We start from the raw sequence: 25,475 nt of genomic DNA on the forward strand, positions 1-25,475 counted from the left end.
GAAACGTTACTCCTCTAGCGAATGAACAGCGCGGACGCAGCCTGATCCGCGAGATCGAGCACCGGCTGCGGGAAAATCCCCAGCACTACCGTAGCCGCTGCCGCCAGGGCGACCACCGCCGAGGTGCCCACCGTGGGAGCCGCGATGGACGGCCCGTCGGCGGCGGGCTCGCTGAAGAACATCAGCACGATGACGCGGACGTAGAAGAACGCCGCGATCGCCGAGCTGACCACACCCACGACGACCAGCGGCAGGGCGTCTCCGGCGACCGCCGCCGAGAAGACGGCGTACTTGCCGAAGAAGCCGCTCGTGAGCGGGATGCCCGCGAAGGCCAGCAGGAAGAAGGCGAAGATGCCCGCCAGGACCGGGGAGCGCTTGCCCAGGCCGGCCCACCGGGACAGGTGCCCGGCCTCGCCTCCCGCGTCGCGGACCATGGTGACGACCGCGAAGGCGCCGACCGTGGTGAAGCCGTACGCGGTCAGGTAGAACAGGATGGCCGACAGGGCCTGGGCGTTCTGCTCGGCGGCGCCGACCGCGACGATGCCGGTGAGCAGGAAGCCCGCGTGCGCGATCGAGGAGTAGGCGAGCATGCGCTTGATCTCGGTCTGGGTGATGGCCAGGATCGCGCCGACGATCATCGTCAGGATCGCCACGCCCCACATGACCGGCTTCCAGTTCCACTCAAGCCCGCCCAGAGCCACCCAGAAGACCCTGAGCACGGCCCCGAAGGCCGCGACAAGGACGGTGGAGGCCATCAGGGCGGTGACCGCGGTGGGCGCGCCCTGGTAGACGTCAGGCTTCCACGCCTGGAACGGCGCGGCGCCGATCTTGAAGAGCAGGCCGATGCCGAGCATCGCGGTGCCGATCAGCAGCAGCGTCTCCTGGCCGCTGACCGCGCTGAGCGAGTCGCTGATGGCCCGCAGGTCCACCGACCCGGCGTAGCCGTAGACCAGGGCCATCCCGTACAGGAAGAAGGCCGAGGAGAACGCGCCGAGCAGGAAGTACTTGACCGAGGCCTCCTGCGAGAGCAGGCGGCGACGGCGGGCCAGGCCGCAGAGCAGGTACAGCGGCAGGGACATGACCTCAAGGCCGACGAACATGATCAGCAGGTCGTTGGCGGAGGCGAAGAGCAGCATGCCGCCGACCGAGAACAGCAGCAGCGGGTAGACCTCGGTCTGGGCGTACCCGCTGAGGATCGCCTCCTCCTCGTCGGGGCTGCCCGGCACCGCCGCCGCCTGCGCGACGAACTGCTCCTCGTCGTTGATCAGGAGCGTGCTGACGACGGCGAGCACCAGGATGATGCCCCAGATGAACAGGGAGGGGCCGTCGACCGCGACCGAGCCCATCGCCGCCGGGGCGTCCGGCAGGCCGTTGACCGCGTTGAGCACGGTCATCAGGAACGCGCCGACCAGGGCCAGCAGCGTGAGCGGCATGTGGATCGACTTGCGCAGGTAGCGGGGCGCGAACGCCTCGATCAGCACGCCGATGATGGCCGCGCCGAACACGAGCAGCATTGGTGAGAGCAGCGCGTACTCGATCGTCGGGGGTTGGATGATGGCGTCGTTCACTGCCCGGCCCCCTTCTGGTCCGCCACGGCGGGTTTGGGCTGTTCGATGTTGATACTGCTGAGCGTCTTGTCCACCGCGGGGTTGATCACGTCGAGCACCGGCTTGGGGTAGAAGCCCAGGACGAGGAGCACCGCGACCAGCGGGGCCACCACGAAGATCTCGCGCAGGTTCAGGTCGGGCAGGCTCAGCACCGGCTTCTTCGGGGAGTCGGGCAGGACGTGCGCCGCCTCCTCCGGGGAACCGGGCACGGCGACCGCCGGCTCCTTCGGGGCGCCGGTCATCATGCGCTGGTACATCCACAGGATGTAGACGGCCGCCAGGACGACGCCGCTCGTCGCGATGATCGCCGGGACCGGGTAGCGCTGGTAGGTGCCGAGCAGGACCATGAACTCGCTGACGAACGTGGACAGGCCCGGCAGGGAGAGCCCGGACAGGCCCGCGATCAGGAAGGTGCCCGCGAGCAGCGGGGCGACCTTCTGCACGCCCCCGTAGTCGGCGATCCGGCTGGAACCCCGGCGGTAGATCAGGAAGCCCGCGATCAGGAACAGCGCGCCGGTCGAGAAGCCGTGGTTGACCATGTAGAGGGTGGCGCCCGCGCCCGCGTTCGGGGTCATCGCGAAGACGCCCAGCGCGATGAAGCCGAAGTGCGAGATCGAGGTGTAGGCGATCAGGCGCTTCATGTCGGTCTGGCCGATGGCCACGATCGCGCCGTAGACGATGCCCACGACCGCCAGCACGATCACCAGCGGGGTGAAGAACTTCGACGCCTCGGGGAACAGCTCCAGGCAGAAGCGCAGCATCCCGTACGTGCCGACCTTGTCCAGCACGCCCACCAGCAGCACCGCGGCGCCGGCCGGGGCCTGCGCGGCGGCGTCGGGCAGCCAGGTGTGGAACGGCCACAGCGGCGCCTTGACCGCGAACGCGATGAAGAAGCCCGCGAAGAGCCACTTCTGCGTGGTCGGGTCCTGAACGGCCGCGATGAGCTCGGGGAACATGAAGGTGTTCTTCCCGGCGACCACGTAGAGCGCGATCACCGCGACCAGCATGAGCAGGCCGCCGAACAGCGAGTACAGCAGGAACTTCACGGCCGCGTAGGACCGCTGCGCCCCGCCGTACGACCCGATCATGAAGTACATCGGGATGAGCATGGCTTCGAAGAAGACGTAGAAGAGGAAGACGTCGGTCGCCGCGAAGACGCCGATCATCATCGCTTCCAGCACCAGCAGCAGCGCGAAGTAGGTCTTCACCGACCGCTTGGGCGGGGCCGCGGCCCCGGAGCCGTCGGCGTCGTGCCAGGAGGCGAGGATCACGATCGGCACGAGGATCGCCGACAGCGCGATCAGCACCAGGGCGATGCCGTCGACGCCGACGCCGTAGTGGACGCCGAAGCGCGGGATCCACTCGTAGACCTCGGCGAACTGGAAGCGCGTCCCGGAGGCCGGGTCGAACTGGACCGCCAGGACGACGGTCAGCGCGAGCACGACCAGCGAGACCACCAGGGCCAGCTGCTTGGCGAGCTTGTCACTCTTGACAAGGGAGACACCCACCGCGCCCAGAACGGGCACGGCCATCAGGGTCGAGAGCCAGGGCATCACATGTTCCCTACGTAGAGCAGCGCGCCAACGACCACGGCGGCACCGAAGAGGATGGACAACGCGTAGGACCGCACGTAGCCGGTCTGGATGCGGCGCAGCCGCCCGGAGGTCCCGCCGATCCCCGCCGCCAGGCCGTTGACCAGGCCGTCGATGCCGCGGTTGTCGAAGAACACCGCGATGCGGGCCAGCCACTGGCCGGGGCGCATGAACAGCGCCTCGTTCAGCGCGTCGCCGTAGAGGTCACGGCGGGCGAAGGTGGTGAGGAACGAGCCGCGCGGGGCGACCGCGGGCACCTCGGCGGCACCGTAACGGAACCAGGCGAAGGCGACGCCGACGGCGACCAGCGCGAGCGTGGTCAGGCCGGGGACGCTGAGGGGGTGGAACCCGGGAAGCTCCTCGGGCAGGCCGACCGCCGGGGCGAGGAACCTCATGAACCGGTTGTCCAGGACCAGGAAGGCGCCCAGGACGATCGAGCCGATCGAGAGCAGGATGAGCGGCACGGTCATCACCGAGGGCGACTCGTGCGGGTGCGCGTCGTCGGCCCAGCGCTTCTTGCCGAAGAAGGTCATGAAGACCATCCGCGACATGTAGAAGCCGGTGATGCCCGCGCCCAGGACCGCGAGCCAGCCCAGGATCTGGTTGTGGTGCATCGCCGTCTCGATGATGCCGTCCTTGGTGAAGTAACCGGACAGCAGCGGGAAGCCGATGATCGCAAGGTAGCCGACGATGAACGTGGCCGCGGTGACCTTCATCACCGAGAACAGCCCGCCGTACTTGCGCATGTCGACCTCGTCGTTCATGGCGTGCATGACCGAGCCCGCCCCGAGGAACATGTTGGCCTTGAAGAAGCCGTGCCCGATCAGGTGCGCGATGGCGAAGGCGTAGCCCACCGGGCCGAGGCCCGCGCCGAGCATCATGTAGCCGATCTGCGACATCGTCGAGCCCGCGAGGCCCTTCTTGATGTCGTCCTTGGCGCAACCGATGATCGCACCGGCGAGCAGCGTGGCCACACCGACGATCGTCACGACGAGCTGCGCGGTCGGGGCGGCCTCGAAGAAGGCGCCCGAGCGGACGACCAGGTAGACGCCCGCGGTGACCATGGTCGCGGCGTGGATGAGGGCCGAGACCGGGGTCGGGCCCTCCATCGCGTCCAGCAGCCACGACTGCAGCGGCAGCTGGGCCGACTTGCCGCAGGCGCCCAGGAGCAGCAGCAGGCCGATCGCGGTGACCGTGCCCTGCGAGGCGCCGCCGGAGGTGATCGCCCCGCTCACGGTCCCGTGGGTCAGGTCGGCGAAGGCGACCGTGCCGAACGTCGTGAAGACCGTGAAGATCGCGATCAGCAGGCCGAAGTCGCCGACGCGGTTGACGATGAAGGCCTTCTTCGCCGCGGCCGCCGCCGAGGGCTTGAACTGCCAGAACCCGATGAGCAGGTACGAGGCCAGGCCCACACCCTCCCAGCCGATGAACAGGGCGACGTAGTTGTCGGCCAGCACCAGCAGGAGCATCGCCGCGACGAACAGGTTCAGGTACGCGAAGAACCTGCGCCGGTCGACGTCGTGCGACATGTAGCCGATCGAGTAGATGTGGATCAGCGATCCCACACCGGTGATCAGCAGGGCGAAGCTGATCGACAGCGGGTCGATCAGCAGCCCCATGTCGGCGACGCCGGGGATGAACTGGTAGAGCGCGACGCCCTGGCGGCGCTGGGCCTCGGGCAGGCCGAGGATCTGGACGAAGGCGACGACGGCCACCACGAAGGCGCCCAGCGACATCGCGACACCGAGGAGGTGCCCCCAGCGGTCGGTGCGGCGCCCGCCCAGCAGCAGGACCGCGGCGCCGAGCAGCGGAAGCGCGATCATGAGCCAGGAGGCCCCGATCGCACCTCCGGAATGCTGGATGATCTCAGCGGGTTCCACGGCCACCTCTTAGTACTTCAGCAGGTTGGCGTCGTCCACCGACGCGGACCTGCGGGTTCGGAAGATCATCACGATGATGGCGAGGCCGATGACGACCTCGGCCGCGGCCACCACCATCACGAAGAACGCGATGATCTGGCCGTCCAGGTTGCCCTGCTGCCTGGCGAAGGCGACGAACGCGAGGTTGCAGGCGTTGAGCATGAGCTCCACGCACATGAACACCACGATCGCGTTGCGCCGCACCAGCACACCGACGGCGCCGATCGCGAACAGCAGCGCGGAGAGCACCAGGTAGTGAGTGGTCACTTGCCGTCCTCCTGCTGGAGTGCCGCGTCCCTCACATGGACGGGCTCGTCGCCTGGGTCGGAGTCGCGGCTCTGCGCCGCGTCCTTCTCCAGGACCTGCCTGATGAGCGCCGCCTTCGCCGGGTCGGTCGGCGCGAAGCCTTCCTCGATCTCGTGCCGGGCGAGCACCCGGTTGATGGACTTCTCCGCGACCGTGCCGTCGGGCAGCAGGGCGGGCATGTCGATCGCGTTGTGCAGCGCGTAGGTGCCGGGCCCCGGCAGCGGCGAGGGCTGCGGGCCGGTGAAGCGGGCGCGGGCCAGGTCGCGCTGGGTGGCCTTGGGCCGGACCCGCTCGCGGTGCGCCAGCACCATCGCGCCGAGCGCTGCGGTGATCAGCAGCGCCGAGGTGACCTCGAAGGCGAAGACGTACCTGGTGAAGATGAGCTGTGCCAGGGAGGGCACGTTGCCGCCCGCGGCCTTCACGGCCGCGTCGAGGCCGGTGGGCGCGGCGTAGACGGCGTTGCCGACGCCCAGGGCGAGCAGCGCCGCGAAGGACAGGCCCGCGACGGACGCCCAGAGACGCTGCCCCTTGATCGTCTCGACCAGCGAGTCGGCGGAGTCGACGCCGACGAGCATCAGGACGAACAGGAAGAGCATCATGACCGCGCCGGTGTAGACGATGATCTGCACCGCGGCGAGGAAGGGGGCGTCCTGGACGGCGTACAGCACGGCCAGCGACAGCATGACGACGCCCAGCATCAGCGCCGAGTAGACCGCCTTGCGGCTGAAGACGAGCCCGAGGGCCGCCCCCACCGAGACGACCGCCAGCACCCAGAACGTGATGGTCTCACCCATTGTTGCGTCCCAGCCGGTAGTAGTCCTCTTCGGTCTCGCCGAGACGCATGGGGTGCGGCGGGATCTCCATGCCGGGGCCGAGCGGCGCGAGCAGCATCTCCTTGGTGTAGATGAGGCTCTCACGGCTGGTGTCGGCGAGGTCGTACTCGTTGGTCATCGTGAGCGCCCGTGTCGGGCACGCCTCGATGCACAGGCCGCACAGGATGCACCGCAGATAGTTGATCTGGTAGGTGCGCCCGTAGCGCTCACCCGGCGAGAAGCGCTCCTCGTCGGTGTTGTCCGCCCCCTCGACGAAGATCGCGTCGGCCGGGCAGGCCCAGGCGCACAGCTCGCAGCCGACGCACTTCTCCAGGCCGTCGGGCCAGCGGTTGAGCTGGTGCCGGCCGTGGAAGCGCGGAGCCGTGGGCCGCTGTTCCTCGGGGTAGTTGACCGTCTCGACCTTCTTGAACATCGTATGGAAGGTCACGCCGAATCCCTTGATGGGGTTCAGCCAATCAGTTGCTCCCACTGGGAACCTCCTTGCGCGCTACACCGTGGTAGTGCGGCAGGTCGAGCGGCGGCACCGGGAAGCCACCGGCGGACGGCTCGGCTTGGAGTTGCTCGAACTCGGCCTGGACCTGGGCGGCCCTGGCCTCCTTGCGCTTCTGCAGCACGCTGTCGAAGCGCCACCAGATGCCGAAGCAGCCGATCACGACGATCGCGAGCACGGTGAACACGAGCGTCTGGTTGGCGCCCTCCAGCCGCATGGCCTTGACCGTGGCGACGAGCATGATCCAGGCCAGGTTGACCGGAATGAGGATCTTCCAGCCGAGGGCCATCAGCTGGTCGTACCTGACGCGCGGCAGCGAGGCGCGGCACCAGACGAAGAAGGAGAAGACCAGCACCATCTTGATGAAGAACCACAGCAGCGGCCACCAGCCGGTGTTGGCCCCGTCCCACGCGGAGATCGGCCACGGGGCCTGCCAGCCGCCCATGAACAGGGTGATGGAGACCGCGGAGACCACGAAGACGTTGACGTACTCGGCGAGCATGATGACCGCGAACTTCAACGAGTTGGAGTACTCGGTCTGGAAGCCGCCGACCAGCTCGCCCTCACCCTCGGGCAGGTCGAAGGGGACCCGGTTGGTCTCGCCCAGCATCGTGATGACGTAGATCAGGAAGGACGGGATCAGCAGGATCATGTACCAGGACGGCAGCGGGATGTTCAGGCCGCCCAGCGTGAGCGTGCCGCCCTGGGCCTGGGCCGCGACGATCTCCGAGGTGGAGAGGGTCCCGGCGAACAGGAAGACGCCGACGAACGACAGGCCCATCGCGATCTCGTACGAGACCACCTGGGCGCTGGCCCGCAGGCCGCCGAGCACCGAGTAGGGGGAGCGCGAGCCCCAGCCGGCCAGCACGATGCCGTACACGCCGATCGAGGCCATCGCCAGCACCAGCAGCACCGCGACCGGCAGGTCGGTGAGCTGCAGCGGCGTCTGGACCCCGAACATCGAGACCATCGGGCCCATCGGGATGACGGAGAAGGCCAGGAAGGCCGGGACCGCCAGGACGACCGGGGCGATGAAGTAGATCACCTTGTCGACGGTCCGGGGCATCAGGTCTTCCTTCAGCCCCATCTTGAGACCGTCGGCCACCGACTGGAGCAACCCGAACTTGCCCGCCCGGTTGGGGCCGTAGCGGTTCTGCATGCGGGAGATGAGCTTGCGCTCGAACCACACGCCGAACAGCACGCCCAGCATCAGGACGATGAAGATGACGGCGGCCTTGATGATGCTGATCCAGAGCGGGTCCTTGCCGAAGTCGGCGACGCCCGGGAAGTTCGGTTCGGCCGCTACTAGAAGAGTCCGGACATTCATTACCGCTCCTCGTTGGCTTCGCCGGCGGCGCGTGCCTCGCCGGCCGTGGTGCCGGTGGTGCCGGTGCCCGCGACGGTGCTCGCCGGGCCCGGCGTGACCGGGGCGGCGGCGACGGGGGCCACGGGGGCCACGGCGGCGCCTCCGGAGGAGGCGCCGATCCTGACCACGTCACCGGCGACGGCGCGCAGGTCCCGGGTGACCGAGCGGCCCGCGGAGTTGGCGGGCAGCCACACCACCCGGTCGGGCAGGTCGGCGATCCGCACCGGCAGGGTGAGCGAGCCGCGCTCGGTGCTGACGACAACCTCGCCGCCGTCGACCAGGCCGGACTCGGCGGCGGTGGACTCCGACACCAGCGCCTCGGCCGCACGGGCGGTGCCCGCCAGGTACGGCTCCCCGGCCTGCAGACGGCCGTCGTCGAGCAGCAGGTGCCAGCTGGCCAGCACGGCCTCCCCTGCCTCGGGCCGGGCGGCGGACCGGCCGGCCGCCTCGGGGGCGGCGGCCCTGGGACCGCGCCAGGCGCCGATCGCGCCGAGCTCGCGGCGGGCGGCCGCGGGGTCGGGCAGGCCGAGGTGGACGTCCATCGCGTCGGCGATCGAGGAGACGACCCGCAGGTCGCTCATGATCCCCGGAACCGGGATCGCCGCCTCGAAGGTGCGCCCGCGTCCCTCCCAGTCGACGAAGGTGCCCGACTTCTCGGACACCACGGCGACGGGGAGCACCACGTCGGCGCGGTCGGTGACCGCGCTGGCGCGCTGCTCCAGGCTCACGATGAACGGGGTGTTCTCCAGGGCGAGCAGCGCGGCCTGCGGGGCCGGCAGGTCGTAGGGGTCGACACCGGCGACGACGAGGGCGTCGATCTGGCCGTCGAGCGCCGCCGCCAGCATGGCGGTGGTGTCGCGGCCCTCGCCCTCGGGCAGGGAGGCGACGTCCCACGCCCTGGCCACCTCGGCGCGGGCGGTCTCGTCGCCGACCGGGCGGCCGATCGGCAGCAGGTTCGGCAGTGCCCCGGCCTCGATCGCCCCGCGTTCACCGGCGCGGCGCGGGATCCAGGCCAGGCGGGCGCCGGTGGAGTCGGCGAGCCGCAGCAGCGACGACAGCGCGCCCGGCACGGTGGCGAGCCGCTCACCGGCCAGGATGATCGCGCCGGGCTGCCTGATCGCCTCGGCGGCGATGGCGTCCACGGCGGCCAGGTCGTCCAGGACGGCGGTCTCGGTGCCCGGCGCCGCCGGGACCAGGGTGCCGCCCATCTTGGCGAGCCCGGGGCCGGCGAACGGCGCGACCGAGAAGACCTTCAGGCCCTTCTTGCGCGCCGCCTTGCGCAGGCGCAGGAAGACGATTGGCGACTCCTCGTCGGGCTCGAAGCCCGCCAGGAGCACCGCGGGCGCCTTCTCCAGGTCGGCGTAGCGGACCTCGATGCCCTTGCCCGCGACGGCGTGCGCCAGGAAGCGCGCCTCCTCCTCGGAGTGCGGCCTGGCGCGGAAGTCGACGTCGTTCGTGCCGAGGGCGATCCGGGCGAACTTCGCGTACCCGTACGCCTCCTCGACGGTGAGGCGGCCGCCGACCAGCACGCCCGCGCGCCCGCGGGCGGCGGACAGGCCCTTGGCGGCCGCGGCGAACGCCTCGGGCCAGGAGGCCGGGACGAGGCGTCCCTCCTCGTCACGGACGAGGGGGGTCCTCAGCCTGTCGGGCTGGGTCGCGTAGGTGAAGGCCCAGCGACCCTTGTCGCAGTTCCACTCCTCGTTGACCTCGGGGTCGTCCCCGGCCAGGCGGCGGGTGACCTTGCCGCGCCGGTGGTCGGTGCGCAGGGAGCAGCCGCTCGCGCAGTGCTCGCAGGCGCTGGGCGTGGAGACCAGGTCGAACGGGCGGGCCTGGAAGCGGTACGCGGCACCGGTGAGCGCGCCCACCGGGCAGATCTGCACGGTGTTGCCGGAGAAGTAGGACTCGAAGGGGCGGCCGTCGGCGGTGGCCACCTGCTCCTTGGCCCCGCGCTCGAAGAAGTCGATGAGCGGGTCGCCGGCGATCTCGTCGGAGAAGCGGATGCAGCGCGCGCACTGGACGCAGCGCTCGCGGTCGAGCAGCACCTCCGAGGAGAGCGCCACCGGCTTGTCGAAGGTCCGCTTCTTCTCCACGAAGCGGCTCTCGCCCTGGCCGTTGGACATGGCCTGGTTCTGCAGCGGGCACTCGCCGCCCTTGTCGCAGACGGGGCAGTCGAGCGGGTGGTTCAGGAGCAGCAGCTCCATCACGCCGCGCTGCGCCTTCTCGGCGACCGGGGAGGTGAGCTGGGTCTGCACGACCATGCCCTCGGCGACCTCGATCGCACAGGAGGGCTGCGGCTTGGGGAAGCCCCGGCCGTTGCCGGCGTCGGGGATGTCCACCAGGCACTGGCGGCAGTTGGCGGCCGGCTCCAGCAGCGGGTGGTCGCAGAACCGGGGGATCTGGATGCCGAGCAGCTCGGCCGCCCGGATGATCAGAGTGCCCTTCGGGACGCTCACCTGGAAGCCGTCGATGGTGACGGTGACCAGGTTCACCGGCACCTGCTGCGCCGGGGTGGTGGCTTCGACGGTCATGGCGTCTCCTCCGCCGGCCTGGGGACCGGGACGGTGCTGTGCTTGCCGACGTGCTTGCCGGTGGCCTTGGTCCGCGCGCTCACTGGGCACCCCACACCCGGGACGGGGCGTGATCGAACGGGCAGCCGCCGATCTCGAAGTGCTTGAGGTACTCGTCGCGGAAGTGCTTCACCGACGAGTGGATGGGGCTGGTGGCACCGTCGCCCAGGGCGCAGAACGAGCGTCCCAGGATGTTGTCGGCGATGTCGGTGATCGTGGTCAGGTCCTCTTCGGTGCCCTGGCCCTTCTCCAGCCGCTTGAGCACCTGCTTGAGCCAGTAGGTGCCCTCCCGGCAGGGGGTGCACTTGCCGCACGACTCGTGCGCGTAGAACTCCGTCCAGCGGAGCACGGCGCGCACCACGCAGGTGGTCTCGTCGAAGATCTGCAGGGCCCGGGTGCCGAGCATCGAGCCCTTGGCCCCGACGGACTCGAAGTCCAGCGGGACGTCGAGGTGCTCGTCGGTGAAGATCGGGGTGCTCGACCCGCCGGGGGTCCAGAACTTGAGCCGGTGGCCCTCGCGGATCCCTCCGGCCATCTCCAGCAGCTCGCGCAGCGTGATGCCGAGCGGCGCCTCGTACTGGCCGGGCCGGGTCACGTGGCCGCTGAGCGAGAAGATGCCGAAGCCCTTGGACTTCTCGGTGCCCATCCCGGCGAACCAGTCGGCGCCGTTGGCGACGATCGAGGGAACACTCGCGATGGACTCGACGTTGTTCACCACTGTCGGCGAGGCGTACAGGCCCGCCACGGCGGGGAAGGGGGGTTTGAGCCGAGGTTGGCCGCGATAACCCTCCAGCGAGTCGAGCAGCGCCGTCTCCTCGCCACAGATGTAGGCGCCCGCCCCGCTGTGCACGACCAGTTCCAGGTCGAAACCGGAGCCGAACAGGTCGGTGCCGAGATACCCCTTGGCGTACGCCTCGGCCACGGCGGCCTGCAGGCGGCGCACGACGTGCACCACCTCGCCGCGCACGTAGATGAAGGCGTGGTTGGCCCGGATCGCGTACGCCGTGATGATGACGCCCTCGACCAGCGAGTGCGGGTTCGCCATCATCAGCGGGATGTCCTTGCACGTGCCCGGCTCGGACTCGTCGGCGTTGACCACCAGATAGTGCGGCTTGCCGTCCCCCTGAGGGATGAAGCCCCACTTCATGCCGGTGGGGAAGCCCGCGCCGCCTCGGCCGCGCAGTCCGGAGTCCTTGACGGCCTGGATGACGGCGTCGGGGTCCATGCCCAGCGCCTTCTCGGCCGCCGAGTAGTCGCCGTAGCCCTCCAGGGTGAAGGAGTTGGGCTGGTCCCAGTTCGCGGTCAGAACCGGGGTGAGAGTGGTCACTTCGTCTCCTCGCCTGGCAGCCCGTCGCTCCGTGACGAGGCCGCACCGTGCCTGCCGGCACGCTCGTTGCACCCGCACGCGCCGGGGTGACCGGCGCGCCCGCTCGTGGTGGTTCCGCTCCGTGGCACGCTCACGCCTCCGGAGCCTTCCAGCCCTTGGCCTTGGCGATCTTCAGGCCCTCCAGGGAGGCGCCGTTCGCCGAGGGGCCGTCGCCGGCCAGGCCGTCGGGCAGGCCCGCGAGCACCCGCGAGGCCTCCTTGAACGTGCAGAGCTTCTTCGGGCCCCGGGTGGGCGAGAGCTCCTTGCCGTCCCTGAGGTCGTCGACGAGCTGCTTGGCCGAGGCCGGGGTCTGGTTGTCGAAGAACTCCCAGTTGACCATCATCACCGGGGCGAAGTCACAGGCGGCGTTGCACTCCAGCCGCTCCAGCGAGACCTTGCCGTCGGGGGTCGTCTCGTCGTGGCCGATGCCCGCGTGCTCCGACAGCTCGTCCCAGATCTGGTCGCCGCCCATGACCGCGCACAGCGTGTTGATGCACACGCCCACGTGGTACTGGCCCATCGGCTTGCGCTTGTACATCGTGTAGAAGGTCGAGACGCCCACGACCTCGGCCTTGCTCAGGCCGAGGATCTCGGCGCAGAACTCGTGGCCGTCGTCGGAGACGTAGCCGTCCTCCGACTGCACCAGGTGCAGCAGGGGCAGCAGGGCCGACCGCGGCTTCGGGTAGCGGCCGATGATCTCCTTGGCGTCGCGCTCCAGGCGCTCCCGCACTTCCGGCGCGTACCCCTTGGTCACGGTCGCGCTCACCTCCTCGCCGCCCGTGCGGGCGGCCTCGTTCGAGGGCTCACCGCCCAGGGCGGTGGTCGTCCCGAGGGCGCTCTCGCCCGTCAGGCCGGTGCCCGTGCTCGCGTCGAGCGTCTTGTCCGCGGCGTTCGCCGACTCGCCGGCCGGGCCCTTGCTGGCACTCATCGGTCGACACCTCCCATCACCGGGTCGATCGAGGCCACCGCCGAGATGACGTCGGCGACCGCGCCGCCCTCGCACGTCGCGGGCATGGCCTGCAGGTTCGTGAAGGACGGGTCGCGGAAGTGTACGCGGTAGGGGCGGGTCCCGCCGTCGCTGACCACGTGGGCGCCGAGCTCGCCGCGCGGCGACTCGACCGAGGCGTACGCCTGCCCGGCCGGGACCCGGAATCCCTCGGTCACCAGCTTGAAGTGGTGGATGAGCGCCTCCATGGAGCCGCTCATGATGTGCGCGATGTGGTCGGGCGAGTTGCCCAGGCCGTCGGGGCCGAGCGCGAGCTGCGCGGGCCAGCCGATCTTCTTGTCGTCGACCATCACCCGGTCGTTCTTGAGCGGCCCGGAGAGGCGGTCGAGCGCCTGCTCAATGATCTTGAGCGACTCCTCCATCTCGGCCACCCGTACCAGGTAGCGGCCGTAGACGTCGGCGGTCTTCTCCGTCGGGACGTCGAACTCATAGGTCTCGTAGCCGCAGTAGGGCTGCGACTTGCGCAGGTCCCACGGCAGGCCCGCGGCCCGCAGCATCGGGCCGGTGACGCCCAGCGCCATGCAGCCGGTGAGGTCGAGGTAGGCGACGTCCTTGGTGCGGGCGAGATAGACCGGGTTCGCGTCGAGCATCTTGCGCATGTCCTTGATGCGCCCCGGCATGACCTTGAGCAGCTCGCCGACCTTGTCGACGGCGCCGGCGGGCAGGTCGACGGAGACGCCTCCGGGCCGGACGTAGGCCATGTTCATCCGCAGGCCGGTGATGTACTCCATCACGTCGAGCACCATCTCGCGCTCGCGGGACCCGAAGAGGAACGGCGTGGTCGCGCCCAGCTCCATGCCGAAGGTGCCGATGGCCACCATGTGCGAGGAGATCCGGGTGAGCTCCATCATCATCACGCGGATGGCCTGGGCCCGCTCGGGGATCCGGTCGGTGATGCCCAGCAGCCGCTCGACGCCCATGCAGTAGGCGGTCTCGTTGAAGATCGGCGCCAGGTAGTCCATCCGGGTGACGAACGTCGTGCCCTGCGTCCACGTCCGGTACTCGAGGTTCTTCTCGATGCCGGTGTGCAGGTAGCCGATGACCGTGCGGGCCTCGGTGACCGTCTCGCCGTCGAGGTTCAGGACCAGGCGCAGCACGCCGTGCGTGGACGGGTGCTGGGGGCCCATGTTGATGACGAGCTGCTGGTCCTGCTGGCCGGAGAGGGTCTCGACGAGCTCGGTCCAGTCGTTGCCGGAGACGGTGTAGACCTTGCCCTCGGTGGCCTCGTCGTACGTGTCGTCGTACGGGGACCCGATGGTCTCCTTCGTCTCCTGGTAGGGGACGCTCATGTGTAGGACCTCCTCTGGTCCGGCGCGGGGATCTCGGCGCCGCGGTACTCGACCGGGATGCCACCGAGCGGGTAGTCCTTGCGCTGGGGGTGACCGTCCCAGTCGTCGGGCATCATGATGCGGGTCAGCGCCGGGTGCCCGTCGAAGACGATGCCGAAGAAGTCCCAGGTCTCGCGCTCGTGCCAGTCGTGCGTCGGGTAGACCGAGACCGTGGAGGGGATGTGCCGGTCGTCGTCGGGGCAGGAGACCTCGACGCGCAGGCGGCGGTTGTGCGTGATCGAGCACAGGTGGATCACCGCGTGCAGCTCCTGGCCCACCAGGTGGGGGTAGTGCACGCCGGAGACGCCGAGCGAGAGCTCGAAGCGCAGGGCGGGGTCGTCGCGCAGGGCCCTGACGACGTCGAGCAGGCGCTCACGCTTGACGTGGAAGGTCAGCTCGCCGCGGTCGACGACCACGCGCTCGACGGCGTCGCCGAGATCGCCGCCCAGGGCGCGCTCCAGCTCGTCGGCGATCGTGTCGAAGTAGCCGCCGTAGGGGCGGGCGCTGGACAGCTCGGGCTTGCGCCGCACGACGAGGCGGCCGTAGCCGGAGGTGTCGCCGGTGCCCGAGGCGCCGAACATGCCCAGGTGCGCGACCGGCTCCTCCGGCACCTTCGGGAGGTTGTCAGCGGGTTCGCTCGTCATTTGGCGGTCCCCTGGTCGATCAGCGGCAGCGTCCGCAGGGCCTGCAGTTCGAGCTCGTCGATCTGCTTGGCACGGTGCGCGCCGAACTTCGTGTTCTGGATCTTGTCGTGCAGCTTCACGATCGCGTCGATGAGCATCTCGGGCCGCGGCGGGCAGCCGGGGAGGTAGATGTCGACGGGGACGACGTGGTCGACGCCCTGCACGATCGCGTAGTTGTTGAACATGCCGCCGCTGGAGGCGCAGACGCCCATCGCGATGACCCATTTGGGCTCGGCCATCTGGTCGTAGATCTGGCGCAGCACCGGGGCCATCTTCTGCGACAGCCGGCCCGCGACGATCATCAGGTCGGCCTGGCGCGGAGACGCCGAGGCGCGCTCCATGCCGAAGCGCGCCAGGTCGTGCTTGGGACCGCCGGTGGACATCAGCTCGATGGCGCAGCAGGCGAGACCGAACGTCGCCGGCCAGACGGAGTTCTTGCGCGCCCAGCCGGCCACCTGCTCGACCGTGCTGAGCATGAACCCGCTCGGAAGTTTCTCTTCAAGACCCATATCTAGTCCCAGTCCAGACCCTTGCGGCGCCACACGTACGCGTAGGCCACGAGCACGGTGACGATGAACAGCAGCATCTCGATCAACCCGAACATCCCGAGCTGGTCGAACGCGACCGCCCACGGGTAGAGGAAGATGATCTCGATGTCGAACACGATGAACAGCATCGCGGTGACCATGTACTTCAGCGGGAAGCGGCCTCCGCCCACGGGCTGGGGCGTCGGCTCGATGCCGCATTCGTAGGCGTCGAGTTTCGCGCGGTTCCAGCGCTTGGGACCGGTGAAGGGTGCGATCGTCACCGAGAAGATCGCGAATCCCGCCGCGAGAACGGCGAGCACCAGGATGGGTGCGTACAACTCCATCGCTACGCCTCCTCTCCAATCTCCACGCGCGCCGGCGCGTAGCTCTGCGTTTTGGTGTATTTCGAAAGTCTAGGCAGGGCGATCATCGCCCCCGGTTCCAGGTGTCCGGCCCTCGTCGATCTCATGCCGGTGGCGCCACCTTCGACAGTGCGTTGATGATGCGGTCGGACGCGTCACCCCGCCGGTCGGTGAGATTAGCAAGGAGCTTGAGCGCGAACCGCATCAGGTGCGGGTGCGGCAGCGCGTGACGCGTCGCGAAGTTCATCACCCCGCGGTGCCCGATCAGCTCCACGAAGCCTCTGCCGAGGGTGAAGTAACCACCGTATGCGTCTTTCAACGTCTGAGGGTAAGCGCGCAGCACGCGCTCCCGCTGCGCGGGGGTGACCCTGCCGAGCGCCTGCACGATCGTCTCGGCGGCGATGTGGCCGGTCTCCATCGCGTACGCGATGCCCTCGCCGTTGAACGGGTTGATCATCCCGCCGGCGTCGCCCACCAGCACCAGGCCCCGCGTGTAGTGCGGCTGGCGGTTGAAGGCCATCGGCAGCGCGGCGCCCCTGATGGGGGTCGTCATGTTCTCCTCGACGTAGCCCCACTCGGGGGGCATGCCCTTCACCCAGCGCTTGAGCAGGTCGCGGTAGTCCATGCCCTTGAAGGACTCGCTGGTGTTCAGCAGCCCCAGGCCCACGTTGGAGGTGCCGTCGCCGACGCCGAAGATCCAGCCGTAGCCGGGCAGCAGGGTGTCGCCGTCCCACAGCTCCAGCCAGGTCTCCAGGTAGTCGTCGTCGTGGCGGGGGCTCTCGAAGTAGGTCCGCACCGCGACGCCCATCGGGCGGTCCTCGCGCTTGTGCAGCCCCATCGCCAGGGAGATGCGGGTGGAGTTGCCGTCGGCGGCGACCACCAGCCGGGAGCGGTAGGTGACCTCCTCGCCGTCACGCTTGGCGACCACGCCGACGATGTGCCCGCTGCGGTCGTCGAGGACCGGGGCGGTGACGTTCACCCCCTGCAGCAGGCGGACGCCCGCCTTGACCGCGTTGGCGGCCAGGATCTCGTCGAAGTCCTGGCGGGTGCGCACCAGGCCGAAGTCGGGGAAGCTCGACAGCTCCGGCCAGTCGAGCTCGAAGCGCATCCCGCCGCCGACCACGCGCAGGCCCTTGTTGCGGACCCAGCCGGGGGCGTCGATGTCGATCCCCATCGCGATGAGCTGCTTGACCGCTCGGGGCGTGAGCCCGTCGCCGCAGACCTTCTCGCGAGGGAAGGTGGTCTTCTCGAGCAGCAGGACGTCGAGCCCGGCCTGCGCGAGGTGGAATGCGGTTGTCGAACCGGCGGGCCCGGCGCCGACGACGATGACGTCGGCGTCAGCCTCAGCGACTTTCCGCTGTGGGGCGGCTGGCACGGTCACGGGACCTGTCCTGTCCTACACGCTGTGGGGGCCTCGGGGTAAGGGGCCTTTCGTTCCTTTGTGAAGAGCTTCACAAACTTGTCGGGCCGAAGTCTAACGCCTTTGCGGGGCAAAGTGTCAGGCGGGTATGGCCCTCGTCGCCAATCTTCCACGCGGGCGGCTACGCGGGCTTGTACGCGCGGTGCAGGGCCACGATCCCCAGGCTCAGATTGCGCCAGGCAACCCGTTCCCAGCCCGCTCCCTGGATGATCCTCGCCAGCCCCGCCTGGTCGGGCCAGGCCCTGATCGACTCGGCCAGATACTCGTAGGAGTCGTCGTTGGAACCGAAGAGCTTGGCGGCCTGCGGCATCAGCTTCATCAGGTACTGCGAGTATACGAGGTCGAACGACCTGGGCGTCGGGTGCGAGAACTCCAGGATCACCAGCCGCGCGCCCGGCCTGGCCACCCGGTACATCTCCCGCAGCGCCTGCCCGGTGTCGTGCACGTTGCGCAGCGCCGTGGAGATCGTCACCGCGTCGAAGACGCCGTCGGCGAAGGGCAGCCGCAGCGCGTCGCCCGCGACGAAGCTGACGCCCCGCACCCCGCCCCCGGAGATGCCCGAGCCGCCCCTGCGCCGCACCCCGGTGCTCAGCATGCCGAGCGAGAAGTCGGAGGCGATGGCGCGGGCGCCCAGCGCGGTGAACGCGTCGGTGGACGTACCGGTACCCGCGCCGAGGTCGAGGACCAGCTCGCCGGGACCCGCGTCGACGGCCGCGGCGGTGGCCTTGCGCCACAGCCGGACCTGGCCCAGGGAGATAACGTCGTTGACAAGGTCGTAGCGCCTGGCCGTGCGATCGAACATCGCGGCGACCTCGTGCGGCTGCTTGTCCAGAGAAGCGCGCGTCATGACTCCCACCCTAGGCCCGCCCCGATAATCCACGGAAAGTAGTCATTCCATTACGCAGGGCGTGCTAAAAATTGTCGAATGTTTGCCAGAGCCACTTACGCGCTGGTCGCGGCCCTGACCCTGGTTCCCCCCGGGATCGCCGCCGCCGGCACCACGGAGCACGACGGGGTCGTCTCGGCCGATCCGGTCGACACCACCCCCCATGTGCTCGACGGGATCGTGAACGCCATCGCACTGGTGGACGGCACGGTGGTGGTCGGCGGCTCGTTCGGCGAGGTGCGCGAGGCCGGGAGCGCGAGAACGCTGCGGCGCGCCAACCTCTTCGCCTACGAGCTCGCCACCGGCCGGATCCTGCCGGGTTTCGCGCCGCGCCTCGACCGGCCGGTCCAGGCCCTGGCGGCGGGGGTCCGCGGCACCGTCTACGCGGGCGGGCGGTTCACCAGGACCGGCGGCGCGCGGACGCGGGGCCTGGCCCTGCTCCGGCTGTCCGACGGCTCCCCGCTCCCCCGCTTCGGCGCCCAGGTCCGCGGCGGTACGGTCACCAGCCTGGCCAGGCACGGCCGCCACCTCTACGCCGGCGGCGACTTCACCCACGTCGGAGACGTCGCCCGTACGGCGCTGGCCAGGCTCGACGCCGTCACCGGCGAGGTCGACCCGTCCTTCACGATCGAGCCGGGCGCACCCAGGGGAGGCAGGACCAGGGTCCACGCGATCTCCCTCGGCCACGGCAGGCTCGCGGTCGGCGGCGACTTCACCACCCTGGGCGGCCTGCCGCGCGCCCAGCTCGGCCTGGTCGGCGTCGCCCCCCCGGCCTCCACCGCGCGGGGCCTCGCCCCCTCACCGGCCGCGGTGGCGCCGTGGCGGACCGACGCCTACCGGGGCAGGTGCATGGCCGACTTCCCCGGCTACGTGCGAGGACTCGACCTCGCCCCCGACGGGAGCTATCTGGCCGTCGTCACGACCGGCGGGCCCGGGGGCCGCGGCAGGATGTGCGACACCGCCGCCCGGTTCGAGACAGCCCCTCCGTCCGAGACTCGCGCGGTGCGGCCGACGTGGGTGAACCACACCGGGGGTGACTCGCTGTACGCGGTGGCGGCGACGGGGGCGGCCGTCTACGTCGGCGGGCACCAGCGCTGGCTGAACAATCCGGACGGCCACGACTCTGCGGGTCCCGGGGCGGTGGCGCGGCCGGGGATCGGCGCGATCCACCCGCGCACCGGCAGGGCCCTGGCATGGAACCCGACACGGGACCGCGGAATCGGGATCAAGGCATTCCTCGCCCATCCCGGCGGATTACTGGTTGGTAGTGACACAACTCGCCTTGGTCACGAGTACCATGCCCGAGTCGGCATGTTCCCGTTGCCGATCACTCCCGATTCTTAGTGATTCGCTCGCTCACCGCGTCTCTCTGCTTCGACAGCAGGACGTAACTGGCCACACCGCTGACCAGGAATGCGGCGATCAACAGGACCAGGGGCTGGCGCAGGCCGAGGATATAGAGCACTCCCAGGCTCACGATCAGCAGACCGGCCCGGGACGCGGTGTAAACGATGACGGGACGCACGGAGTCAAGGCTACGTCACTCCGCTCAGAACCTCGCGATCGCGGTGGCTGTACGCGTAACTCTTCGCATCCACTGCGAGCACTGCTAGTCTTCCCAAGAGATCTGTTTCGTAAAGAAACACCCACGAGAGTCCCAAAAAGGCTCTATCATATAACAATCGGGCAGGCAGTAGATAACAACCCGTGATCTTTGTTGAAAAGCACGGATAAATCAGGCTTCGCTCGGCACACTGGTTACCTGTCCGCCCGCTGGCAGGAAGCGGGATGCGAGGGGGAGAGATTGTGGAGAGTAGCAGCGAGCGTCTGCTGACGCCCGGAGAGGTTGCCGCCCTCTTCCGGGTCGACCCAAAGACGGTTACACGCTGGGCCGCGGCAGGCCGCATCAGCAGCATCCGTACCCCCGGAGGGCACCGGCGTTTCCGCGAGTCGGAAGTGCACGCCCTTCTGCGTGGAGAGGACGTCTTGACGGCCGAACGGCCGGCAGGCGAGTCCCCGCGCGTCTGACGACTTATGACGTCACACCATCGGTGATCCTGCGCGCCTTACCCGGAAGCCGCAGGGTCACCGTGGAGTCATGTGAAGCAGGACACGACACGGACGGTGACCTCCCCCGTCACCGGGCCACTCGCCCCCTCGGCGCGCTCCGGCCCCCTGATTCCCTGGCGAAGGCCTTCCGACCTCCCCGGCGACGATCTCCCGCCCGGCCCCCTGAGAACTCCCCGGGTGCCCCCAGGTCTCCTAGGTCTCCTGCTCGGCCTTGAAGGCCAGGAACTCCCGCTCCAGCTCGTCGTTCTCCTCCAGCCACCGCCGCCGCCGTTCGGCCCACTCCTCCTCGGTGAGCGACTCGGCCAGCCAGCGGTCGTAGTCGGGATCTCCCGGAGAGACCTCCACATAGGCGTTGCCGATCAGACGCCCGTCCTCGCTGGCCAGGGTCTGCGGCACGCGCAGGGTCCCGTCAGCGAGTCTGATGACGTACATCCCAGATCACCTAGATTCCGTAGCGCCGGTTGAAGAACAACATGACGTTGAGCGCCATCCGCGTGTCGCCGCCCAGCATGTCGACCAGCGCGGGGCGCTGCCGGGAGACGATCGCGGCGAAGGCGTCGGCGAAGAACTCCTTGCGACCCAGGTCGCCCGACTGGAGATGGAACCCTGAGGCCAGCGCGGGGACGCACTGGGCGTAGAGGGCGGCGAACTCCGGGGAGTCGGAGACCCAGTCGCCGTGGGGGGCGTCCACGTCGTCCAGGGCGTGCCCGACCTCGTGCATCATCACGTCGGGGGTGGGCGAGGGCCGGTCCCCCACCACGATCTTGCGGTCGCCGTACGCCCCCGCGCACACGTCCCACGTCGCCCGGCCCGAGGGGAGCGGCGCGCCGCGCAGGTATCCCATGTCGTCGAGGTCGGGCACCCCGCCCGCGCCGACGTAGATGCCGTCGAGCCCCTCGGCCAGCTTGGCCTTCAGCACCTCGGGCAGCCTCGCCAGGCTCTCCACCGCCCGTACGACCTCGGGGGGCGGTGTCTCGCGCCGTGAGTCCCACTGGCGGTGCAGGATGCGCTCCAGGCGCCCGCAGTGGCGCAGGCCGTCGCCCAGGCCGGGGGTGTCGGGGGAGTTGGGCTGGGCCCGGGGAGCCTCGTCGTCGAGCTCGAAGTCCTTCCAGGTGTACTGCGGCCGGTCGGCCACCGGGGCCGTGACCGTGCCGACCCGGCGCTCGGCCTCGCGGGGGACCTCACGCGGAGCCTCCCTGACGGCACTCTCCGCACGCGTGGCCGGACCTCGCTGCCACCACCGCCGTCGATGGCGGCCCTTGTCGCCCGAATGTGCCATCACACCCCCTGGGGAAGTGGCAACGGCTCCACGGTACGGGGTGCGACCCCTGCCAGTCATCCGTAACACGGAGCCGGACCGCAGCAGGTCTCACGATGGCTTACAGTTCGGGCATGCCCCTGCTTGTCGGTCTGGCGATACTCGCCTTCTGGCTCTACTGCCTGTTCGACGTCATCACCACGCCGGACGAGGAGTCCAGGAACCTTCCCAAGCTCCTCTGGGTGCTCATCGTGGTGCTGATGCCGATCGCCGGGGGGACCTTCTGGTTGCTGCTCGGACGGCCGACCGGCCCCAGGGTGCCCCGCCCGCTCCAAACCAACGACAGGCCGCCGCGCCCCGAGGCTCCCAAGGGCCCCGACGACGACCCCGATTTCCTCAAGGACCTCGACCGCCGCCTGCGCGACGACGACTGACCTCTCCCTCCGATCTCTCCCGCCGACGATCGACCGGTGCGGCCGCACGGCCCACCGGGAATTCCGGCATGGAAACTCACCGGGAATCCGGCGTGGAAATCAGCGGGATCCCGGCGGGAAATTCGGCGAAAATTCCGATGTGAAAAATCGGCCCGAGGAAATCTCGGCATCGAGATGATTCTCGATGCCGGGAATCAGGGAACCTCGGCGTAGGAGTGCAGCCCCCCGAGGAAAATGTTCACCCCGACCAGGTTGAACAGCAGGCACGCGAAGGCGACGAGCTGCACGATCATGGCCGCCTTTCCCTTCCAGCCCGCGGTGGCCCTGGCGTGCAGGTAGGCCGCGTAGGCGATCCAGGTGATGAACGCCCAGATCTCCTTGGGGTCCCAGCCCCAGTAACGGCCCCACGCCTTGTCGGCCCAGAGCGCCCCGGCGATGACGGCGAAGGTCCAGATCGGGAAGCCGATCACGATGGCCCGGTGCGCGACCCGCTCCAGGTCCTGCCTGGACGGCAGCCGGACCGCGGTGTCCTTCCTGACCAGGTAGAGGATGCCGGAGACCCCGGCGACGATGAACAGCCCGCTGGCGACGATCGCCGCGGACACGTGGATCGCCACCCAGTACGAGTTCAGTGCGGGCACCACGGGACCGGCCTGCACGTGCAGGTACCGTACGGCGAAACCGAGGCCCAGCGCCGCGGCGACCGTGACGAACGCGCCCAGGAAACGGACCGGGTAGCGGAGCTGCATGAACAGGAACGCGCTCACCGCCGCGAAGCACATCGCGACCACGAACTCGTACATGTTGCCCCACGGCCACCGGTCCACGGCCAGGCCGCGGGTGAGGAGGGAGGCGAGGTTGGTGGCCCAGCCCAGCCAGCTCAGCCCGACGGCCGCCGGCCCCGCCCACACCGCCCAGGCGGGCGGCGCCTTCTCGGCGGGGGCGGCCTCCGCCGGAGCGGAGTCGGCGCCCCCGCCCACGGTGACCGGAACGGGCTGTTTCGCGCGGGCCGAAGCCGTGGCGGACCGTCCGAAGGCCAGGTCGAGGGCGTAAGCGATCATTGCGAAGACGTAGAGCAGAACCGTCGCCAGGATGAGCTGGTCGCTCAGCGTGGCGAGGCCGGCGTCGACCTCAGCGGACATCCTTCACTCCTGAATCGGTAACTCCTGGGTTCAAGGCGGAGACGATCTCGGTGAACTCCTCGCTGAAATCGCCGCCCTCGGTGCGCGTGAGGCCACCCGCCTCGACCCTGTGGTCCTCGTGGATCCGCACCCACACCCTGCGGCGGCGGACGGTCAGGGTCAGGACGAGCCCGACGACGGCGAGGACCGAGGCCACGAGCGCGGGCATCCGGCCCGGGTCGTGGGTGATCTGCAGGGCGATCCACTCCCTGACGCCGGTGAACTCGATCGAGCCGGCGCCGTTCGGGAGGGTGAGTTTCTTGCCGACCGCCAGCGGGTCGGCCTTCATGACCAGCGGCTTCATCTTCTTCAGGCTCGCCGGGTCGAGCTCGTAGACCGACTGAGGCCGGCCGTTCTTCAGCCCCAGGTCACCGGCGAAGGCGCCGTACACCTGGGCGGTGGGGTTGGCGGCGCCGGGGAAGACCGACACCCACTCGGCGCCCATCGGGACGGTCGTCGGCAGGAAGCCGACGAGGATGCCGAGCTGCTCGGGCTGCGCGTCGGGAACCTTGATCACGCACTCGGAGGTGAAGGTGGCGGGCTGGACGACCAGGCAGGGCACCGGCCCGTCGAAGGCGACCTGGCCCTTGCCGTCGGTGATCCTGAAGGTCGGCGCGTAGCCGTGGTCGATCAGGTAGCTCAGCGTGCCGTTGACGTCCAGCGGCTCGTTGACCTTCAGGACGTAGTCGCGCGGGGCGGCGCCGGGGGCGTCCTCGACCTTGAGCCTGGCCTCGTAGTCGAGGGCCTGGCCCGCCTTCTCGCCCTTGGCGATGTAGGTCGCCTGGAAGTCGTCGACGGTGAAGGAGAACGGCTCCAGCGACTCGGCGTTCACCTGCTGGCCGGGCATGTAGCGGTCGTAGGCCGCGACCGTGTTGGCGAAGCCCTCGCCCTCCACGACCAGCACGTTGCCCCGGTAGCCGTACAGCGACCCGGCCCCGACCGCGACCAGCAGGCCGAGCAGGGCCGCGTGGAAGAGCAGGTTGCCGGTCTCGCGCAGGTAGCCCTTCTCCCCGGCGACCCAGCCGGGCCCGGTGGTCACCCGGAACCGCCTGGCGCGCAGCCTCTTCGCGGCCTCCTCGACGGTGAGGTCGGCCTCGAAGGAGGCGTGCTGCGGCAGCCTGCCCAGGTTGCGCGGGGCCGCGGGCGGCTTCCTGCGCAGCTCCCGCAGGTGGGCCGCGGTGCGGGGGAGCACGCAGCCGATCAGCGACACGAACAGCAGCAGGTAGATCGCGGCGAACCAGGGCGCCCTGAAGACGTCGAACAGCCAGAGCCTGTCCAGCCACTCGGCCAGCTGGGGACTGTCCTCGAAGTACTGGAAGACCTTGGCGTCGGAGACGCCGCGCTGCGGCCAGATCGAGCCGGGGATGGAGCCCAGGGCGAACAGGAACAGCAGGATCAGCGCGGTCCGCATCGAGGTGAGCGTCCGCCAGAACCAGCGTGCCCACCCCACGACCCCGAAGCCCGTGGGCCGCCGCGCCTCGCTCACCACTCGCTCCCCCGTCCCCGGGTCGACGGACACCATCAGATCACCGGCTCGAATCCGCCGACCCAGCCCTGGGTCGTCGCGACGAGCTGCTCCCACAGCCCGGTGACGAGCAGCACGCCGACGACGACGAGCATGACGCCGCCCGCCCGCGTGATCAGCTGCGAGTGCCGGCGTATCGCCTTGAACGTCCTCAGCGCCCTGCTGTACGCCAGCCCGGCCGCCACGAACGGCAGGCCGAGGCCGAGCGCGTAGGCGAAGGCGAGGATCGCGCCGCGACCGGCGCTGCCCTCGTTCAGGCCGAGGGTGAGCACGACCCCGAGGGTGGGGCCGATGCAGGGGGTCCAGCCCAGGCCGAACACCAGGCCGAGCAGGGGCGCCCCGGCCAGGCCCGCGGCCGGGAGCCGGTGGATGCGGAAGTCACGCTGCAGCCCCGGGATGATCCCCATGAAGGCCAGGCCGAGCACGATCGTGAGGGCGCCCAGCACCCGCGTGATGATCCCGGCGTTGTGGAACAGGGCCTGGCCGAGGCCGCCGAAGAGCGCTCCCCCGGCCACGAACACGAAGGAGAAGCCCAGGACGAACAGCACGATGCCCGCGACCATGCGCCCCTTGCGGGGGTCGGCGCTCATGCCGGTCACGTACGACAGGTAGCCGGGGACCAGCGGCAGCACGCACGGGGACAGGAACGACACCAGCCCGGCCGCGACCGCGATCGGCAGCGCCAGCGCGAGCGAGCCGCTCGCGACGGTGCCCACCAGGTCGGCGCTCATCGCGGGCCCGGCCGTCGC

General features: G+C 69.7%; 25 protein-coding genes. 3 read left to right on the forward strand and 22 right to left on the reverse strand.

The genetic code is table 11. The features are described from left to right. Positions 1 to 14 precede the first annotated feature (14 nt). The 16 genes from nuoN to ACFYWM_RS28180 form a co-directional block, all read right to left on the reverse strand. The gene (gene nuoN / locus ACFYWM_RS28105) at positions 15 to 1,568 is read right to left on the reverse strand and encodes an NADH-quinone oxidoreductase subunit NuoN (protein WP_389919278.1); all 1,554 of its coding nucleotides are present in this window, start codon (positions 1,566 to 1,568) and stop codon (positions 15 to 17) included. After that, positions 1,565 to 3,160 (reverse strand): NADH-quinone oxidoreductase subunit M, encoded by a 1,596-nt coding sequence (locus ACFYWM_RS28110; protein WP_389919281.1) that lies wholly within the window; start codon positions 3,158 to 3,160, stop codon positions 1,565 to 1,567. Before ACFYWM_RS28110 ends, nuoN begins: the two co-directional genes overlap by 4 nt. Continuing rightward, a complete protein-coding gene (gene nuoL / locus ACFYWM_RS28115) occupies positions 3,160 to 5,022 on the reverse strand; it encodes an NADH-quinone oxidoreductase subunit L (protein WP_389919415.1) in 1,863 nt (620 codons plus the stop codon). The genes ACFYWM_RS28110 and nuoL overlap by 1 nt, the downstream gene beginning before the upstream one ends. A 66-nt stretch (positions 5,023 to 5,088) precedes the next feature. Then, the gene (gene nuoK / locus ACFYWM_RS28120; protein WP_389919284.1) at positions 5,089 to 5,385 is read right to left on the reverse strand and encodes an NADH-quinone oxidoreductase subunit NuoK; all 297 of its coding nucleotides are present in this window, start codon (positions 5,383 to 5,385) and stop codon (positions 5,089 to 5,091) included. Next, a complete protein-coding gene (locus tag ACFYWM_RS28125; protein WP_389919287.1) occupies positions 5,382 to 6,218 on the reverse strand; it encodes an NADH-quinone oxidoreductase subunit J in 837 nt (278 codons plus the stop codon). The genes nuoK and ACFYWM_RS28125 overlap by 4 nt, the downstream gene beginning before the upstream one ends. Beyond that, positions 6,211 to 6,726 carry an NADH-quinone oxidoreductase subunit NuoI gene (gene nuoI, locus ACFYWM_RS28130; RefSeq protein WP_389919290.1) on the reverse strand — a complete coding sequence of 172 codons (516 nt, stop codon included), beginning with the start codon at positions 6,724 to 6,726 and terminating at the stop codon, positions 6,211 to 6,213. The genes ACFYWM_RS28125 and nuoI overlap by 8 nt, the downstream gene beginning before the upstream one ends. Further along, positions 6,713 to 8,074 (reverse strand): NADH-quinone oxidoreductase subunit NuoH, encoded by a 1,362-nt coding sequence (gene nuoH, locus ACFYWM_RS28135; RefSeq protein ID WP_389919292.1) that lies wholly within the window; start codon positions 8,072 to 8,074, stop codon positions 6,713 to 6,715. The genes nuoI and nuoH overlap by 14 nt, the downstream gene beginning before the upstream one ends. Next, a complete protein-coding gene (locus tag ACFYWM_RS28140) occupies positions 8,074 to 10,641 on the reverse strand; it encodes an NADH-quinone oxidoreductase subunit G (protein WP_389919293.1) in 2,568 nt (855 codons plus the stop codon). The genes nuoH and ACFYWM_RS28140 overlap by 1 nt, the downstream gene beginning before the upstream one ends. A gap of 79 nt (positions 10,642 to 10,720) precedes the next feature. Further along, on the reverse strand, positions 10,721 to 12,007 hold the full coding sequence (gene nuoF, locus ACFYWM_RS28145) for an NADH-quinone oxidoreductase subunit NuoF (protein ID WP_389919294.1): 1,287 nt from the start codon (positions 12,005 to 12,007) through the stop codon (positions 10,721 to 10,723). A 130-nt stretch (positions 12,008 to 12,137) separates the two neighbouring features. After that, positions 12,138 to 12,800, reverse strand: coding sequence for an NADH-quinone oxidoreductase subunit NuoE (nuoE, locus tag ACFYWM_RS28150; RefSeq protein WP_389919418.1), 663 nt, complete (start codon positions 12,798 to 12,800; stop codon positions 12,138 to 12,140). Positions 12,801 to 12,970: 170 nt separating this feature from the next. Then, positions 12,971 to 14,341 carry an NADH-quinone oxidoreductase subunit D gene (locus tag ACFYWM_RS28155; protein WP_389919296.1) on the reverse strand — a complete coding sequence of 457 codons (1,371 nt, stop codon included), beginning with the start codon at positions 14,339 to 14,341 and terminating at the stop codon, positions 12,971 to 12,973. Continuing rightward, positions 14,338 to 15,024 carry an NADH-quinone oxidoreductase subunit C gene (locus tag ACFYWM_RS28160; RefSeq protein WP_389919299.1) on the reverse strand — a complete coding sequence of 229 codons (687 nt, stop codon included), beginning with the start codon at positions 15,022 to 15,024 and terminating at the stop codon, positions 14,338 to 14,340. Before ACFYWM_RS28160 ends, ACFYWM_RS28155 begins: the two co-directional genes overlap by 4 nt. Then, on the reverse strand, positions 15,021 to 15,572 hold the full coding sequence (locus ACFYWM_RS28165) for an NADH-quinone oxidoreductase subunit B family protein (protein ID WP_030916695.1): 552 nt from the start codon (positions 15,570 to 15,572) through the stop codon (positions 15,021 to 15,023). The genes ACFYWM_RS28160 and ACFYWM_RS28165 overlap by 4 nt, the downstream gene beginning before the upstream one ends. Positions 15,573 to 15,574: 2 nt before the next feature. Next, positions 15,575 to 15,934, reverse strand: a complete 360-nt coding sequence (locus ACFYWM_RS28170) for an NADH-quinone oxidoreductase subunit A (RefSeq protein WP_362862500.1) — start codon at positions 15,932 to 15,934, stop codon at positions 15,575 to 15,577. A 121-nt stretch (positions 15,935 to 16,055) separates the two neighbouring features. Then, positions 16,056 to 17,333 carry a geranylgeranyl reductase family protein gene (locus ACFYWM_RS28175; protein WP_389919303.1) on the reverse strand — a complete coding sequence of 426 codons (1,278 nt, stop codon included), beginning with the start codon at positions 17,331 to 17,333 and terminating at the stop codon, positions 16,056 to 16,058. A 160-nt stretch (positions 17,334 to 17,493) separates the two neighbouring features. Continuing rightward, positions 17,494 to 18,219, reverse strand: coding sequence for a demethylmenaquinone methyltransferase (locus ACFYWM_RS28180; RefSeq protein WP_389919306.1), 726 nt, complete (start codon positions 18,217 to 18,219; stop codon positions 17,494 to 17,496). A 78-nt stretch (positions 18,220 to 18,297) separates the two neighbouring features. On the opposite strand from ACFYWM_RS28180, the gene ACFYWM_RS28185 reads away from it, so the two are divergent. After that, positions 18,298 to 19,602 (forward strand): delta-60 repeat domain-containing protein, encoded by a 1,305-nt coding sequence (locus ACFYWM_RS28185; protein ID WP_389919308.1) that lies wholly within the window; start codon positions 18,298 to 18,300, stop codon positions 19,600 to 19,602. Here ACFYWM_RS28185 and ACFYWM_RS28190 read toward each other — a convergent pair. Continuing rightward, positions 19,586 to 19,783, reverse strand: coding sequence for a DUF4229 domain-containing protein (locus ACFYWM_RS28190; RefSeq protein ID WP_389919311.1), 198 nt, complete (start codon positions 19,781 to 19,783; stop codon positions 19,586 to 19,588). The two genes, ACFYWM_RS28185 and ACFYWM_RS28190, sit on opposite strands and share 17 nt — an antisense overlap. A gap of 263 nt (positions 19,784 to 20,046) precedes the next feature. On the opposite strand from ACFYWM_RS28190, the gene ACFYWM_RS28195 reads away from it, so the two are divergent. Then, complete coding sequence (locus ACFYWM_RS28195) at positions 20,047 to 20,286, forward strand: BldC family transcriptional regulator (RefSeq protein ID WP_012887349.1); 240 nt, start codon at positions 20,047 to 20,049, stop codon at positions 20,284 to 20,286. Between the two features lie 234 nt (positions 20,287 to 20,520). Here the strand turns inward: ACFYWM_RS28195 and ACFYWM_RS28200 are convergent, their stop codons facing one another. Together ACFYWM_RS28200 and ACFYWM_RS28205 are read right to left on the reverse strand one after the other, a co-directional pair. Beyond that, positions 20,521 to 20,760 (reverse strand): hypothetical protein, encoded by a 240-nt coding sequence (locus ACFYWM_RS28200; protein ID WP_389919314.1) that lies wholly within the window; start codon positions 20,758 to 20,760, stop codon positions 20,521 to 20,523. 10 nt (positions 20,761 to 20,770) lie between these two features. Next, the gene (locus ACFYWM_RS28205) at positions 20,771 to 21,607 is read right to left on the reverse strand and encodes a hypothetical protein (protein ID WP_389919317.1); all 837 of its coding nucleotides are present in this window, start codon (positions 21,605 to 21,607) and stop codon (positions 20,771 to 20,773) included. A 113-nt stretch (positions 21,608 to 21,720) separates the two neighbouring features. On the opposite strand from ACFYWM_RS28205, the gene ACFYWM_RS28210 reads away from it, so the two are divergent. Continuing rightward, on the forward strand, positions 21,721 to 22,020 hold the full coding sequence (locus tag ACFYWM_RS28210) for a PLD nuclease N-terminal domain-containing protein (protein WP_389919319.1): 300 nt from the start codon (positions 21,721 to 21,723) through the stop codon (positions 22,018 to 22,020). A 194-nt stretch (positions 22,021 to 22,214) separates the two neighbouring features. Here ACFYWM_RS28210 and ccsA read toward each other — a convergent pair whose 3' ends face one another. The 3 genes from ccsA to ACFYWM_RS28225 are packed head-to-tail and all read right to left on the reverse strand — an operon-like array spanning position 22,215 to position 25,457. Continuing rightward, positions 22,215 to 23,162, reverse strand: a complete 948-nt coding sequence (gene ccsA / locus ACFYWM_RS28215; RefSeq protein WP_389919322.1) for a cytochrome c biogenesis protein CcsA — start codon at positions 23,160 to 23,162, stop codon at positions 22,215 to 22,217. Beyond that, positions 23,152 to 24,687 (reverse strand): cytochrome c biogenesis protein ResB, encoded by a 1,536-nt coding sequence (locus tag ACFYWM_RS28220; protein ID WP_389919325.1) that lies wholly within the window; start codon positions 24,685 to 24,687, stop codon positions 23,152 to 23,154. The genes ccsA and ACFYWM_RS28220 overlap by 11 nt, the downstream gene beginning before the upstream one ends. 35 nt (positions 24,688 to 24,722) lie before the next feature. Further along, on the reverse strand, positions 24,723 to 25,457 hold the full coding sequence (locus tag ACFYWM_RS28225; RefSeq protein ID WP_389919328.1) for a cytochrome c biogenesis CcdA family protein: 735 nt from the start codon (positions 25,455 to 25,457) through the stop codon (positions 24,723 to 24,725). Between the last annotated feature and the right edge of the window lie 18 nt (positions 25,458 to 25,475).

This window comes from Streptosporangium sp. NPDC002721, from assembly GCF_042888905.1.
GTDB lineage: Bacteria > Actinomycetota > Actinomycetes > Streptosporangiales > Streptosporangiaceae > Streptosporangium.